Genomic DNA, 15118 nt, shown 5'->3' on the forward strand with positions numbered 1-15118 from the left:
CCGTCTCCCTGCGGCCCATGTCCCTGAAGGTCAGTGTGCGCGTGGCCGGCGACCCCGCGCCACACCAAAGCATCGAAGGTTTTCTATCGGAAAAACCGATGGGTTCGGCGCGGTCGCTCAGCGCGGCCCCAGGATCTCGCCGTTATGCTCGCCCAGGCGTGGCGCGCGGTTGCGGATGCCAGGGCGCTCCCCGCCCAGCGACAGCGGCAGCCCGACCACATCCAGGTCGGTATCCGGGATGCGCGCGACCAGATCGAGGGCCGCCAACTGGGCATCGGCGGCGATTTCGGCCAGCGAATGGATCGGCGAACAGGGAATACCCACGGCTTCCAGGCGTGCCGCCCACTCGGCCTTGCCGCGGGTGCGCATGATCGCCTCCAGCTCGGGCAGCAATGTCGCCTTGTTGGCGACCCGCAATCCGTTGGTGGCATAGCGCGGATCCTCCGCCCAGTCGGGCCGGCCGACCTCGCGGGCGAGCTTGGCGAACAGCCGGTCATTGGCGGCCGCGACCACGATCTCGCCGTCGGATGTCGGCAGCGACTGGAAGACCACGACATTGGGGTTGCCGCTGGCATGACGCTCCGGCTGACGGCCCGTGACCTTGAAGGCGGCGAAATAGATCGCGAGCCAGCCCATGGCGGTTTCCAGCAGCGAGACGTCGACTGTGGTGCCCCGGCCGGTGGTGCCGCGCTGAAGCAGAGCCGCGAGGCAGCCCAGCGCCGCCCAGACCCCTGTGCCCAGATCCAGTACCTGCATGCCCACCCGCGAGGGTGGGCCTTCGGGTGTGCCGTTGACGCTGAAGATGCCGGCGAAGGCCTGGATGATCGGTTCATAGCCCGGCTTCAGGCGCATCGGCCCCGTGGCGCCGAATGCCCAGAGCGAGCAATAGATCAGACGTGGATTGAGCGCGGCGAGGCTGTCGGCGTCGAGGCCGATCTGTTCCATCATGCCCGGGCGCATGTTCTGGACCAGGATATCGGCATCGGCCAGCAGATCCCGCAATCTGGCAAGGCCGGCCGGATCCTTCAGATCCAGCGTGATGCCGCGCTTGTTGCGGTTCATGGCGTGGAAGGTGACGGCGGTGTCGCCGGCGAACGGGGGGCCCCAGCCGCGGGCATCGTCGCCGCCATCGGGCCGTTCCACCTTGATCACGTCGGCGCCGAGGGATGCCAGGATTTCGCCGGCATGGGGGCCGGCGAGATTCTGGGCGATCTCGATGACCTTGATACCGTTGAGGGGCAGCATGACGGTTGGGGTCTCCTTCAGCGGCCGGTGAACGCGGGGGCGCGACGTTCCACGAAATGGGCGACGCCCTCGCGGAAATCCTCGGTGGTGAAGCACTTCACCTGTTCGGTGTCGGCAAGGTGGGTAGCGGTCGCCAGATCCTGGAACAGGCCGGCATAAAGCTGGCGCTTGATGATCCGCATCGATCGGGGCGATGACAGCTCGGCCAGTTCGGCGATGATGTCATGGACCGCCTCGATGAAGCCCAGGGCGGGCAGGGCGCGCACCAGCCCCAGCGCCGCCGCCTCGCGGCCGGTCAGCACCCGGCCCGACAGCAGCAGGTCGGCGGCGGCCATCGGCCCGATCAACCGGGGCAGGATCCAGGCGCTGCCATGTTCGGCGATCAGCCCGCGCCGGGCGAAGGCGGTGGTCAGCTTGGCGTCCTCGACCATATAGCGCAGGTCGCAATACAGCGTGATGCACAGGCCGACACCGGCGGCGGCGCCGTTGATCGCGGCCACGATCGGCTTCGGCACGTCGAGCAGCCAGGAATAGCGCTGGCCGAAATTGTCAGGGTCATAGTCGCGCGCCGCCGCCGGGGCGGGCTTGTCCTCGCCAGGTCCGGCCGGGGTCAGGCGGCCCATATCGGCGCCGGCGCAGAAGCCGCGGCCGGCCCCGGTGATCATGATCGCGCGTACAGCCTCGTCGGCGACCGCCCGATCCATGGCGGCGCGGAACCCGCTCTCCATGCCCGGCGTCCAGGCGTTCATCTTGTCGGGCCGGTTCAGGGTGATGGTGGCAACCCGTCCGGTCACCGCATACAGCACCGCCTGTGCATCCGACATCCTGCATCCTCCCTCAACGCGTCGCTGGTTCCGTCCGTTTTTGGGATAGCAGGGTGGCAGGGCCTGTGGAAGGCGCTTCATCCATCTGGAATTCAGATACACATATATGGATTTGAACAAGCGCGCGGCGCGGCTGATTTCCATGGATCTGAAAAAACATCCAGATATGTGGAAAAACAAAACACATCCGCGAAACGGTCGCCGCTCCCCCGGCCTTCTGCCTATACTTCCGGCGCTGCAAGGCGGGAGGAACGCCGGGGCATGCTGTCCCGCAGCCGGACCAAGAACAGGCGGAACCCAAGGGTATCTGCCGAGGAAAACGGGCAGGTACAGCCATGTCGATCACACGCGAGGGAGACGTTCACGTCTCGACCCACGGCCATGTCACGGTTCTCGAAATCAGGCGGCCGCCAAACAATTTCTTCGACCTGGAGCTGATCGGCGATCTGTCCTCGCTGGTCGAGGCACTGGACGACGATATCGACTGCCGGGCAATCGTGCTGGCATCCGAGGGCAAGGCGTTCTGCGCCGGCGCGGATTTCCAGCGCCGGCCGGCGGAGCTTGCCGGTGCCGTTCAGGACCGCAATCCGCTCTATTCCGAGGCGGTGCGCCTGTTCCGAAACCGCAAGCCGATCGTGGCGGCGGTGCAGGGGCCGGCGATCGGCGGCGGCTTCGGGCTGTCGCTGGTGGCGGATTTCCGGGTGGCCGCACCTGAAGCGCGCTTCGGCGCCAATTTCGTCAAGCTCGGCATCCATCCGGGCTTCGGCCTGACCCACACCCTGCCGCGACTGGTGGGTGTGCAGAAGGCCAACTGGATGTTCATGACCGGCCGCCGGCTGACGGGTGAGGAGGCGGCGGCGATCGGTCTGGTCGATCTGCTGGTGCCCGCCGAACGCCTGCGCGACGCGGCGATGGCGCTGGCTCAGGAGATCGCCGAGGGGGCGCCCCTGGCGGTGCAGTCGACCCGCGCGACACTCCGGCGCGGCCTCGCCGATGCGGTTCAGGCCCAGACCGATCATGAATTCGTCGAACAGAAATGGCTGGCGCGGACCGAGGACCACCGCGAGGGCATCCTTGCCGTGTCGGAGCGCCGCGCGGGCCGTTTCGTCGCCCGCTGACCGGCGGGGCCGACGTACAGGACGGACGGACCGGATATCCAGGCGACACCAAGATCGCGGGCCGGGCCGGGATGGGACATCAGAAACATCAGACGGGAGGAGAAGACGGATGATCAATCGCCGCAATTTCGTGAAGCTCGCCGCCGCCGGCGCCGCCATCGGCACCTTCGGCGCCCCCTGGATCGCCCGCGCGGCCAAGCCGATCACGTTCAAACTGGCCGATTCGCTGCCCACCACCCATTACTCGATGCCGATCATCAAGCATTGGATCGCCCAGATCGAAGAGGGCACGCAGGGCCGGGTCAAATTCGAGCACTATCCGGCCGAACAATTGGCCAGCGCCCGCGACCTGCTCGACGCGGTTCAGACCCGCATCGCCGATATCGCCTATATCCCGTCCCAGTACTTCTCCGAGAAGCTGCCGATGGCGACGGTGGGCAGCCTGCCGATCCCCGAGATCAAGGCCGACATCTACGCCCTTGAGGCGGCCTATTACGAGATCGGCCTTGGGATTCTGGACGAGGTCGAGTTCAAGGATGCCGGTATCCGCGCGCTCAGGGCCTCGTCGACCGAGGCGTACAACCTGCATATGGTCGACCGCAAGATCGTCACCCTCGACGACCTGTCGGGCCAGAAGATCCGGGTCGGCGGCAATGTTCAGCAGCAGGCGATCACGGCGCTTGGCGGCATCCCGGTGACCGTCACCCCGCCCGAAATCTACAATGCGATGCAGAACGGCACGCTCAACGGCACCGTCTTTCACATTCCCAGCATTCATTCCTACAAGCTGAACGATCTGGTGCGCTACAGCACCGACAATCTCAATCTCGGTGTCTTCAACAGCTATTACGCGATGAACCGCGATCTCTGGGACGATCTGCCGCCCGATATCCAGGCGGTCTTCGACCGCGCCGGCCGCGATCTGATCAGGTTCGAGGGCGATACGATTTCACGCGCGTCCAACACCTGGCGGGCGGATTTCCGCAAGCAGGGCATCGATGTCTATGACCTCGACCCGGCGGTGATCGACGAGGCGGCGCGGCGGTTGACCCCGATCCGCCAGAAATGGGTCGAGCTCTACCAGAACCGCAACCTGCCGGCGCAGCGCGTGGTCGATGCCTGGGTCACCGCCCTCAAGACCCACGCCGCCGCCTGAGGAGACGATGTCTTGGAGACGCTCGACCGCCTGATCGGCCGGCTGGAAGCCGTGTTCGAATATGTCGCCGTGGCCTTGCTCGCGGTCATGATGCTGCTGATCGCCATGGATGCCGGCGGCCGCTATCTCTTCGCCTCTCCGGTCTTCGGCACCCATGAATTCGTCGAGACCTATCTGATGGTGGGGGTGGTGTTCCTTGGCATCGCCCAGCTTCAGGCAAAGCGCGGCCATGTGGCGGTCGAGTTCGTCTCCAGACATTTTCCGGCCGGTATCCGCCGGCTTCTGGAAGCCCTGTTCCTGGCGTTGACGCTGTTCGCCGTGTCTCTGATCGCCTGGATGGCGGTGGAACAGATCTGGACCAACATCGTCCGCGACCGGGTGATCGCGACACCGTTTCCGTTCACGCAAGTGCCGATGCCGGTCTATCCATCATGGGTGCTGCTGGCGGCGGGGGTGATGCTGCTCTGGCTGCGCATGGCGCTGCAACTGCTGCGCTGCCTGCTCGACCCCGAGCCGCCGCGCGCCGCCGACGACGTCGTCCACTGACCCTCGCGGAGACCCTGAAGTCATGTTCGACGTCGCTTTCCCGATCGTGCTGTTCCTGGTCACGCTGGTGCTGGGCATGCCGATCGGCTTCTCGCTGATCGTGGCCGGCGCCACGGGCGTGTGGATGAATGCCGGCTGGATGCCGCTGCTGGGTATTCTGCGCGCGGAACCCTATCGTCACGCCTCGTCCTTTCTGCTCACCACCATTCCGCTGTTCATCCTGATGGCGGAACTGCTGGCCCGGGGCACGGTGGTCAAATCCATGTTCCGTTGCGCCTATGCCTTTGTCGGCCATCTGCGCGGCGGGCTGGCGCTTGCCGCCGTTGGCGCCAATGCCGGCTTCGCGGCGCTCAGCGGTTCCAGCACGGCCGCCGCCGCCGCCATGGCGCGGATCTCGATCCCTGAGATGCGGCGGTTCGGATATGACGACCGGTTGTCGCTGGGCACGGTGGCGATCGCCGGCACGCTGGCGATCATGATTCCGCCCAGCCTGGGGCTGATCATCTATGGCATCCTGACCGAAAGCTCGATCGGGCGGCTGTTCGTGGCCGGCATCGTGCCCGGGCTGCTGTCGGCCCTGGGTTTCGTGGTCTCGATCATGATCTGGGTGCGGCGCGACCCGTCGATCGCGCCGCAGGTGATGCGCACCGCCTGGCCGGACCGCCTGCGCAGCCTGACCGCGATCGGCCCGGCGATGCTGCTGGTGGTCTTCGTCGCCGGCTCGATCTATTCCGGCGCCGCGACGCCCACCGAGGCCGCGGCCATCGGTGCGCTGGCGGCGCTGGTGATCAGCGTCACGCTCGGCGGCCTGCGCCGTACCGAGATGCTGGCCGCCTTCCGGTCGTCGATCCGCAGCACGGCGCTGATCTTCACCATCATCATCGGCGCCATGATCTTCGGCAAATATCTGGCCATCACGAGGCTGCCGCAGGATCTGCTGGAGGTGATCGTGGCGCTCGACGTGCCGGGATGGGTGATCATCGCCATTCTGGTGATGATCTATCTGGTGATGGGCTGTTTCCTCGACCAGTTGGCGGTGATGCTGCTGACCCTGCCGCTGACCTTCCCGCTGGTGATGGGGCTTGGCTATGATCCGATCTGGTGGGGCATCGTGCTGACCAAGACGTCGGAGATCGGCATGGTGACGCCACCGTTGGGCCTGAACAGTTACGTGGTCTCGGCCTCGGCGAATGCACCGCTTGAAAAGACATTCGCCGGTGTGTGGCGGCTGCTGATCGGCGATCTGATCGTGCTGCTGCTGCTGTTGCTGTTCCCCGCCATCTCGCTTGCCCTGCCCGGCTGGTGGTACGGTCCGTGACATCACGCGTGATGCCAGGAGGAGTGAGGTCATGTCGACGGCCGCGATCAAGACCGCACGGCGGGTGTTCGAGGTGCTGGAATATTTCGACGAGGTGCGCCGCCCACTGACCCTGCGTGACGTCGCGACCCATTTCGGCTACCCGGTGTCCAGCACCGCCGCCCTGCTCAAGAGCCTGTTGCAACTGGGCTATGTCGATTTCAACCGCCCGACCCGCACCTATATGCCGACCATGCGCATCGCCATGCTCGGCGAGTGGGTGCAGGCCTCGCTGTTCGGCGAGGGGCGCATCCTCAGGCTGATGCAGCATCTGAAGGACACGACCGGCGAGATGGTCAGCCTGGGCACCCAGTCCGACATCTATATGCAGTATGTTCATGTGCTGTATTCCGAGGAGGGGCTGCAATACCGCATCCGGCCGGGCAGCGTGCGGTCGATGACCCGGTCAGGTTTCGGCTGGCTGCTGTTCAGCGCCATGCCCGATGCCGAGATCGACAAGCTGCTGCGGCGGGTGAACATCGACGAAGACGACCCTGCGCGCCGGATGACCTTTGACGAGCTGATGGTGCAGGTCGACGAGGTGCGCCGGCTGGGCCATGTCTATTCCCGCCACACCGTCACCCGTGGCGCCGGGGTGATCGGCATGCTGCTGCCGGCACAGAGCTATGGCCGGCGCTTCACCATCGGTGTCGGCGGACCGGTGGAGCGGCTGGAGGACAAGCACGACATGATCCTGGACACGATGCGCGAGGCGATTCCGCGCTTTCTGCCGGCCTGAACCGATCACGGCTGCCCCCATCACGGCTGCCCCCATCACGGCTGCCCCCATCACGGCTGCCCCCTCATGACTGGCGGCTCATGGCTATCGGCCGCGGCCGGCCGGCCGGGTCGCCGCAACCGACACGAAGCCCGCGGCGGCGGCCGATAGCGGCGAGCCGCGCCGCCAGGCGGTGGCGACCTGGATCGCCGGCAGATCCTCGACCACGCCGCGCGCCTCGATCTTGTCGCCTTCCAGCGACCATGGACGATAGGTGAGGTCGGGCAGGATGGCGACGCCGGTGCCGGTCGCCACCAGGCTGCGCACCGCCTCGACCGATCGGGTGCGGAAGGCGACCGGCGGGCGGATGCCCAGCCGGCGCCAGACCACTTCCGATGCCTCGGCGATCTCGTCGATGGTCAGCAGGACATGGGGCTCGGTCGCCAGATCGCGCAGGCTGACGCGTTCGCCCGCCGCCGCCGGATGGCCCAGCGGCAGCCAGACCCGATAGGGCGAGATGTCGACCACCTCGATCTGAAGCGCCGAGCTGCCGCGGCCCGGGGCCAGCACCATCACCGCCACATCCAGCTCGCCGCCGACCAGCAGATGTTCCAGATAATCGCCATTGTCCTCGACCGTCTGGACGTCGACATCGGGAAAGGCGCGGCGGAAGCGGGCCAGAAGATCGGCCAGCACATAGCCGGCCACCAGCGGCGTCACCCCAAGCGCCAGCCGGCCGGTCAGGGCCTGGGCCTCGCCGCGGATCGCGCGGCGGGCGTCGGCGACATCGGCCAGAATGCGGCGGGCATGGGCCAGGAACTGATGGCCCTTCAGGGTGGGGGCGACGCCACGGGCATGGCGTTCCACCAGCGGAAAGCCCAGATCGATCTCCAGCCCGCGCAGCGCCTCGGTGACGGTGGATTGCGAGATCGACAGCGCCTGTGCCGCCGATGAAATGCTGCCGCGTTCGGCAACGGCCACGAAGTATTGAAGCTGACGCAGCGAAAAGGCCAAGAGCATGTCTCCGTAGCCGGGCCATGTCCCGCGACGGGGGCTGAGCGGTCGAGCCCGCGCGGGTCCGATCATGATGAAGCCTCGCCATCGCCGCCGCAATTCGCCCGAAGCCGATCAGGGCGATTGAATTCAGTGCCCGCAGGTTCTACAGCTTGGATGATATGCCCCTGAATATCTGCCCTCCTGTCGGAAGTGTGAGCGGTGATGGCCGAGACAATGCTGCCCGGGAACGATGTCGCCGCCGATCGGCCAGAGGCGCCCGAGGCGGTGCCGGCCCGGCCCGGCTCGATCTTTCAGGGCGATCTGCCCCTGGCGCAGAAGCTCGACCGGGCGCGGATGGAACTGCTGGATCTGTCGGCGCGCAACCGGTTGCTGAACCTGCCGCGCGGTGCCGGCCGGTCGCGCAATATCGAGGTGACGGACGAGGTCTCGACCGAGATTTTCCGGCTGCTGGTGGGCGAGGGGCGCCGCTTCACCTTTCTGCCCGGTCGCGAGGCGGTGCCTGTGGATGGCGGCCAGGGTGATCAGGCATCCGGCGACGACACGTCCGGCGACGACACGTCCGGCGACGACACGTCCGGCGACGACATGCCCGGCGAGGGCACGCCCGGCGAGGGCACACCCGGCGAGGGCACACAGCCGGCGCTGGCGCAGCCCGATGACGAGCCGCTCGACGCCCGCGGCATCGCCGCCCGCCATGCCGATACCCGGCTTCAGACCCGGCTGAGTTCCGAGGGGCTGCAACGCCGGCTGCTGGATCTGTATCTGGACGCCCGCACGCTGGAAGAGGAACAGGGCGTCAACATCCTGTATCTGGCGCTGGGCGCGCTGAGCTGGGTCGACCCCAACAGCCGCGACACCCCGCGCCGGGCACCGCTGATCCTGGTGCCGGTGCAACTGGAACGCGCCTCGGCCGCCGATCGTTTCCGATTGCTCGCCCGACCCGAAGACATCGCCACCAACCTGTCGCTGGAAGCCTTTCTGGACCGGCAGCACGCCATCCGCCTGCCGGCGCTGGAGGGGGGCGAGGATCCGGATATCGCCGGCTATATGGCCGCGGTCGCCGAGGCGGTGGCGGCGAAATCCGCCGCCGGATGGTCGGTCGATCCCGACGCCATCACGCTGGGCTTCTTCTCGTTCTCGAAATTTCTGATGTATCGCGATCTCGATCCCGAGATCTGGCCGGCGGACAGCCGGCTGACCGACCGGCCACTGATCCGTGGCCTGCTGGAAGACGGGTTCGGGGCCGCCGACGAGGGCTATGACGACGACGTGCCGGTCGACCCGCTGATCCCGCCGGCCGATTTTCTGCACATCGTGGATTGCGACAGCTCGCAGACCCTGGCGGTGCACGAGGTGCGGCGCGGCCGCGATCTGGTGATCCAGGGGCCGCCCGGCACCGGCAAGTCGCAGACCATCGCCAATGTCGTGGCCTCGGCGATCTTCGATGGCAAGACCGTGCTGTTCGTGGCCGAGAAGATGGCGGCGCTGGAGGTGGTGAAGCGGCGGCTGGATCAGGCGGGTGTCGGTGATATCTGCCTGGAACTGCACAGCAACAAGGCCAGCAAGCGGCAGGTGCTGGATGAGTTGAAGCGGACCTGGGATCTGGGCAGCCCGCGCATCGGCGATGACGCCGCCCTGATCGACCGGTTGACCGAGGCCCGCGACACGCTGAACGCCCACGCCGAGCGGCTGCACCGGCCATTGCCGCCGACCGGCCTGACCCCCTATCGGGTGATCGGCGAGCTGGTGCGGCTGCGGGCATCGGGCATTGGTGCGGTCGATTTCGATCTGGACGGGCTGGCGCCGGACTGGACCGCCGCCGATCGCGAAACCCGCATGGCGATGCTGCGGGATCTGGGCGACCGGCTGGCGGCGCTGGGGCCCCCCGGCGACCATCCCTGGCGCGGCATCGGGCTCGACATGGTGACGCCGATGGATGTCGAGCGCCGCATCGCCGAGATCACCCGCCTGCGCGCCGGGTTCGCGGCCCAGCGCGACGAGGCGGCGGAACTGGCAGCCCGGCTGGAAACCGACCCGCCGGCCAGCCTGGATGCCGCCGGTTTCCTGCTGGCCCGCGCCGGCCGGCTGGCCGCCGCCCCGGATATCGAGCCGGCGGCGATGCTGCGGCCGGTTTGGTCGCAGCAGGCCCGTGCCATCCGGGTGCTGGTCGAGACCGGCGCCCGCCATCTGGTTCAGGCACAGGCCGTGCGGCCGGTGGTGACCACCGAGGCGCTGACCATGCCGCTGGCCGATCTGCGGGCCGCCCGCGACCGGCTTCAGGCCCTGCCCGCCGGCTTCGGCCCGGCTGCCCGCGCGCGTATGCGGCGGGTGGCGGGCGGGCTGTCGGCGCTGATTCAGGCGGCCGAGCGGCTGGCCGGTCATCTGGGCGTGACGGCACCGCAGAGCCTGACCGGGATGGAGGCGCTGCGCCGCCAGGGCGAGGCGGTCGCCGATGCCCCTGACGTGCCGGCGGCGGTGCTGGGGGCCGTGGCCTGGGACGGCCGGACGGCGGATCTGACCGATCTGGTCGAGGCGGTGCGCGGTTATCACGATGCCCGTGCCGCCAGTGCGTCGCTGTTCGGTGATATCGCCTGGGGCACCGATCTGGCGCCGGCGCGTCAGGCGCTGGCCGATGGCGGCACCGGCATGTTCAAGGCGTTCAGCGGCGACTGGCGCCGCGCCAACCGGCTGGTGACCTCGGTGCTGACGGGGCCGCGGCCCGAGGCCCTGCCCGATCTGCTGGCGGCGCTGGACCGGGTGATCGCCGGTCGGGCGGCGGCGGCGCGGGCGGTTGCCGGCGACGATCTGGGGCGGGCCGCCTTCGGCCCGCTGTGGCGGTGCGAACGCAGCGATCCGGCGCCGCTGGAGGTGGTGCTTGACTGGGTGCGCGGCCCGGCATCGGCGCCCGAGACCCGGCGCATCACAGCCGCCTGTGCCGACCGGGTGCTGGCGGGCGAACTGGCCCGGCGGCTGGCGCTGGCCGTGGCCGCCCTCCGCCTGGATCTGGCCGGGCTGCATGATGATCTTGGCGCCGCCGTCGAGGCGGTGACCGGCACCGATCTTGGCGCCGAACGGGTGGTTCTGGTTCAGTTGGGGCCGCGCCTGTCGCCATTGCTGGCGGCGGATGCGATAGCCGAGGCGGCATTGCGCGCGGCCCCGGACACCAATGACGCGCGGGTGGCGGCGCTGACCGCGCTGATCGACCTGCGCGACCTGGAAGACAGTCTGGCTGCGGGCAGCGCGCTTGGCCGCGATGCCTTCGGGCGCTTGTGGCCGGGCGATGGCGATGGTGGCGCGCAGCCGCCGGCGCCCGACTGGACACTGGTCGACTGGCGGCAACTGGCCCGGGCCGTGGACTGGATGGCAGACAACCCGGACCTGTGGGATCTGGCGGCCCGCACCCCCGATCGCATCGGGTTGCACCGGCGGGTGGCGGCACTGGTCGATGCCGGGCCGGGGCTGGTGGACGAGACCGTGGGGCTGTGGGCGCGGCTGGCCTTCGATCCGCGGCCGGTCTTCGGTGACGCGGCGATCCCCGATCTGCCGCTGGATATGCTGATCGCCCATGCCGATGGCTGGATCGGCGCCCCTGAGGGATTGAGCGCCTGGACAGCTCTTGTGGCCGCGATTTCGCGGGCGCGGACGGCCGGGCTGGACCCGCTGGTCGACCGGCTGGAAGACGGCCGGCTGGACCGGGCGGGCGTGATTGCGGCCTTCGAGATGGCGGTTCATGAAGCGGTGCTGGCGGTGATGCTGGCCACCGATCCGGCGCTCGGCCGCTTCGATGGCACCGAGCATGACGGCCGGGTCGAACGCTTCGCCGCCCTCGACACGGCCCGGATCGAGCTGGCCCGCGCCGAGGTGCGCGCCGAACATGCCCGGCGCCGGCCGCGCACCACCGGTGCCGGGGCCGGGCCGCTTGGCGTGCTGCGCGGCGAGATTTCCAAGAAGCGCCGGCATCTGCCGATCCGCCAGTTGATGAGCGCCGCAGGCCCTGCGGTTCAGGCGCTGAAGCCGGTGTTCATGATGAGCCCGCTGTCGGTGGCCCAGTTCCTTGAACCGGGGCGGGTGACCTTCGATCTGCTGGTGATCGACGAGGCCAGCCAGATCCAGCCGGTGGATGCGCTGGGCGCCATTGCCCGCTGCCGGCAGATTGTGGTGGTGGGCGATGAACGCCAGTTGCCGCCGACCCGGTTCTTCGCCCGGATGACCGCCGATGGCGTGGCGGATGACGAGGACGACGAGACCACCCGCGTCGCCGATATCGAAAGCATTCTTGGCCTGTGCGCCGCGCGCGGCCTGCCCCAGCGGATGCTGCGCTGGCATTACCGCAGCCGCCATCAATCGCTGATCGCGGTATCGAATCGCGAATTCTATCAGGACCGGCTGTATGTGGTGCCAAGCCCCTACACCGCCGATGCCGGGGTGGGGCTCGGCTTCACCTATGTGGCCGATGGCGTGTTCGAACGCGGCGGCAGCGGCACCAATCCGGTCGAGGCGCGGGCGGTGGCGCGGGCGGTGATCGACCATGCGCTGACCTGCCCGGGGCAGTCGCTGGGCGTTGCCACCTTCTCGGTCCGGCAGCGGCGGGCGATCCTGGACGAGCTTGAGGCCCTGCGCCGCCTTCATCCCGAGGCGGAAGGGTTTTTCCAGGCTCATGAGGCCGAGCCGTTCTTCGTGAAGAACCTTGAGAACGTGCAGGGCGACGAGCGCGACCAGATCTTCATCTCGGTCGGCTATGCCCGCAACGCGCAGGGCCATATGGCGATGAACTTCGGCCCGCTTGGCGCCGAGGGTGGCGAGCGGCGGTTGAACGTGCTGATCAGCCGCGCCAAGCGCCGCTGCATGGTGTTCGCGTCGATCACCGACGAGGATATCGACCTGGAAGGGGCGCGCGGCCGTGGTGTCGTGGCGTTCAAACTGTTCATGAACTATGCCCGCACCGGCAGCCTGGGCTTCGCGCGCCAGACCGGCCGCGCGCCCGACAGCGCGTTCGAGGCCGACGTGGCGCGGGCGCTGCGCGCGCGTGGCCATACCGTGCATGAACAGGTGGGGCTGGCCGGGTTCTTCATCGATCTGGCGGTGGTCGATCCTGAACGCCCGGGCCGCTATCTGCTGGGGATCGAATGCGATGGCGCCGCCTATCACGGCGCCCGGTCGGCCCGCGATCGCGACCGGCTGCGGCAGGCGGTGCTGGAGGATCACGGCTGGATCATCCACCGGATCTGGAGCACCGACTGGTTCAACCGCCCCGACACCCAGCTCGCGGCGGTGGAACAGGCGATCCGCCGCGCCCATGACATGCTGGAGCAGCGATTGACCGGCGGCACGGCATCCGCCGGCCGCGCGGTGCCGGTCGATATCGTCACCATCGAGGGCGAGGTGGTCGATCAGATCGGGCTGGAGCTGATGGCGGGGCCAGCCGTTGCGGGCGCCGAGGATGATGGCGCGGCGCCGGATGACGCGGCCGTGGTGCCCTATGTCGAGGCGTCGCCGGCGGTGCCCGACGATCTTGCCGCGAGCGACCTGCCATCGGCGCCACCGGCGCGGCTGGCGGATCTGGTGGTGGCGGTGGTCACGGTCGAAGGCCCGGTCCATGTCGACGAGGTGACCTTGCGGCTGCGGGAAGCCTGGGGCCTCGGTCGATCAGGCGCGCGCATTCAGGCGGCCGTGCGCACCGCCGCGCGGCTGGCGGTCAGGCGGGGCGAGATCATCGATACCGGTGGCTTCCTCGGCATTCCGGGCATGCCCCTGCGGCTGCGCGACCGGAGCACCGTCGGTTCGTCGTCGCTGCGCAAGCCCGACATGCTGCCGCCGGCCGAGATCGCCCACGGCATCCTGCGGGTCATCACCGACAATCCGGGTGCTGCGCCCGCGGAGCTTCCCCGCGAACTGGGCCGGATGCTGGGCTTCAAGGCGGTCAGCGCCGGATTGCGGGCGCTGATCGATGCCGAAACCGCACGGCTGGTCACGGCGGGCGTGCTGATCACGCGTGACGGGCAGGTGACGCTGGCGCCACCTGCCATCCACGACGATGTTCAGGATCTGGCCGGCCCGTCGGCCTAAGCCTCGATCCCCGCGAAGCCGGCGTCGGGGTAACGGGCGCCGGCGACGGCGCCGGGCGCGAACATCTCGTCCAGCGCCGCCACGTCTGCGGCGGCAAGCTGAAGGGTCGCGGCACCGGCATTGCCTGCCAGATGATGGCGGCGGGTGGTGCCGGGGATCGGGATCACATGCGGCTGACGGGCCAGGATCCAGGCGAGCGCGGTTTCAGCGGCGGTCAGCCCCCGGGCGGCGGCAAACGCGGCAAGCGCCTGAGCCAGTTTCAGATTGGCATCGAGTGCCGCACCCTGAAAGCGCGGATTGGCGCGGCGGAAATCGCCCTCGGCCAGATCGTCGGCGGTCTTGACCGTGGCGGTCAGGAAGGCGCGGCCCAGCGGCGAATAGGCGACGAAGGCGGTGCCCAGTTCGGCCGCGACCGGCAGGGTGGTGGCCTCCGGCTCGCGGCTCCACAGCGAATATTCGCTTTGAAGGGCTGCGATCGGGTGCACCGCATGGGCGCGGCGCAGGCTGTCGGCGCTCACTTCCGACAGGCCCAGCATCCGGACCTTGCCGGCCTGCACCAGATCGGCCATGGCGCCCACCACCTCTTCGATCGGCACGGCCGGATCGCGGCGGTGGCAGTAATAGAGGTCGATCACCTCCACCCCCAGCCGGCGCAGCGAGGCATCGCAGGCGGCCCGGATATAGGCCGGGCTGTTGTCGATCCGCCGCTCATAGCTGCCGGATTGGCGCACGATGCCGAATTTGGTGGCGATCAGCGGCCGGTCGGCGGGCCTGAGCCCGGCCAGGAACCGCCCCAGCAGTTCCTCATTGGCGCCGATGCCATAGGTGTCTGCCGTGTCGAGCATGTCGATGCCAAGATCACGTGCGGCCGCCAGGGTCGCCAGCGCCTCGTCCTGGTCGGCGGGGCCATAGAATTCCGACATGCCCATGCAGCCGAGGCCGATGGGAAAGATGGCCGGGCCACCGGCGCCGAGCGCGCGGCGCGGCACATCGACCTGTGCCAGGCGGGTGGGGGCGGTGATGCGGATCTGGTCGGATCTGGTCATGGGTCTGGTGTCCTTCTGCGGGCGG

The 15118-nt window shown here is 68.6% G+C and carries 10 protein-coding genes; 6 read left to right on the top strand and 4 right to left on the bottom strand.

All coding sequences use genetic code 11. The annotated features are described in order from the left end of the window. Positions 1 to 117: 117 nt before the first annotated feature. Together WG924_RS20385 and WG924_RS20390 are read right to left on the bottom strand one after the other, a co-directional pair. Entirely contained in the window at positions 118 to 1245 is a 1128-nt protein-coding gene (locus WG924_RS20385; RefSeq protein WP_345934937.1) for a CaiB/BaiF CoA transferase family protein, read from the bottom strand. A 17-nt stretch (positions 1246 to 1262) separates the two neighbouring features. Continuing rightward, the gene (locus WG924_RS20390; RefSeq protein ID WP_345934938.1) at positions 1263 to 2069 is read right to left on the bottom strand and encodes an enoyl-CoA hydratase-related protein; all 807 of its coding nucleotides are present in this window, start codon (positions 2067 to 2069) and stop codon (positions 1263 to 1265) included. Between the two features lie 335 nt (positions 2070 to 2404). On the opposite strand from WG924_RS20390, the gene WG924_RS20395 reads away from it, so the two are divergent. From WG924_RS20395 to WG924_RS20415, 5 genes are all read left to right on the top strand, one after another. Further along, the gene (locus WG924_RS20395; RefSeq protein WP_345934939.1) at positions 2405 to 3187 is read left to right on the top strand and encodes an enoyl-CoA hydratase/isomerase family protein; all 783 of its coding nucleotides are present in this window, start codon (positions 2405 to 2407) and stop codon (positions 3185 to 3187) included. A 109-nt stretch (positions 3188 to 3296) separates the two neighbouring features. After that, positions 3297 to 4343: a substrate-binding domain-containing protein gene (locus WG924_RS20400; protein ID WP_345934940.1), complete on the top strand. Its 1047-nt coding sequence runs from the start codon at positions 3297 to 3299 to the stop codon at positions 4341 to 4343. Between the two features lie 12 nt (positions 4344 to 4355). Further along, the gene (locus WG924_RS20405; protein WP_345934941.1) at positions 4356 to 4889 is read left to right on the top strand and encodes a TRAP transporter small permease; all 534 of its coding nucleotides are present in this window, start codon (positions 4356 to 4358) and stop codon (positions 4887 to 4889) included. A 22-nt stretch (positions 4890 to 4911) separates the two neighbouring features. Next, positions 4912 to 6207, top strand: a complete 1296-nt coding sequence (locus WG924_RS20410) for a TRAP transporter large permease (protein ID WP_345934942.1) — start codon at positions 4912 to 4914, stop codon at positions 6205 to 6207. Positions 6208 to 6238: 31 nt separating this feature from the next. Continuing rightward, complete coding sequence (locus tag WG924_RS20415; protein WP_345934943.1) at positions 6239 to 6985, top strand: IclR family transcriptional regulator; 747 nt, start codon at positions 6239 to 6241, stop codon at positions 6983 to 6985. 84 nt (positions 6986 to 7069) lie between these two features. On the opposite strand, the gene WG924_RS20420 is transcribed toward WG924_RS20415, so the two are convergent. Then, entirely contained in the window at positions 7070 to 7978 is a 909-nt protein-coding gene (locus WG924_RS20420; RefSeq protein ID WP_345934944.1) for a LysR family transcriptional regulator, read from the bottom strand. 204 nt (positions 7979 to 8182) lie between these two features. On the opposite strand from WG924_RS20420, the gene WG924_RS20425 reads away from it, so the two are divergent. Continuing rightward, positions 8183 to 14047, top strand: a complete 5865-nt coding sequence (locus WG924_RS20425) for a DUF3320 domain-containing protein (RefSeq protein WP_345934945.1) — start codon at positions 8183 to 8185, stop codon at positions 14045 to 14047. Here the strand turns inward: WG924_RS20425 and WG924_RS20430 are convergent. Beyond that, on the bottom strand, positions 14044 to 15036 hold the full coding sequence (locus tag WG924_RS20430) for an aldo/keto reductase (protein ID WP_345935077.1): 993 nt from the start codon (positions 15034 to 15036) through the stop codon (positions 14044 to 14046). The genes WG924_RS20425 and WG924_RS20430 overlap by 4 nt on opposite strands. Positions 15037 to 15118 lie beyond the last annotated feature (82 nt).

It is taken from the genome of Tistrella arctica (assembly GCF_039630945.1).
In the GTDB taxonomy this organism is placed as follows: domain Bacteria; phylum Pseudomonadota; class Alphaproteobacteria; order Tistrellales; family Tistrellaceae; genus Tistrella; species Tistrella bauzanensis.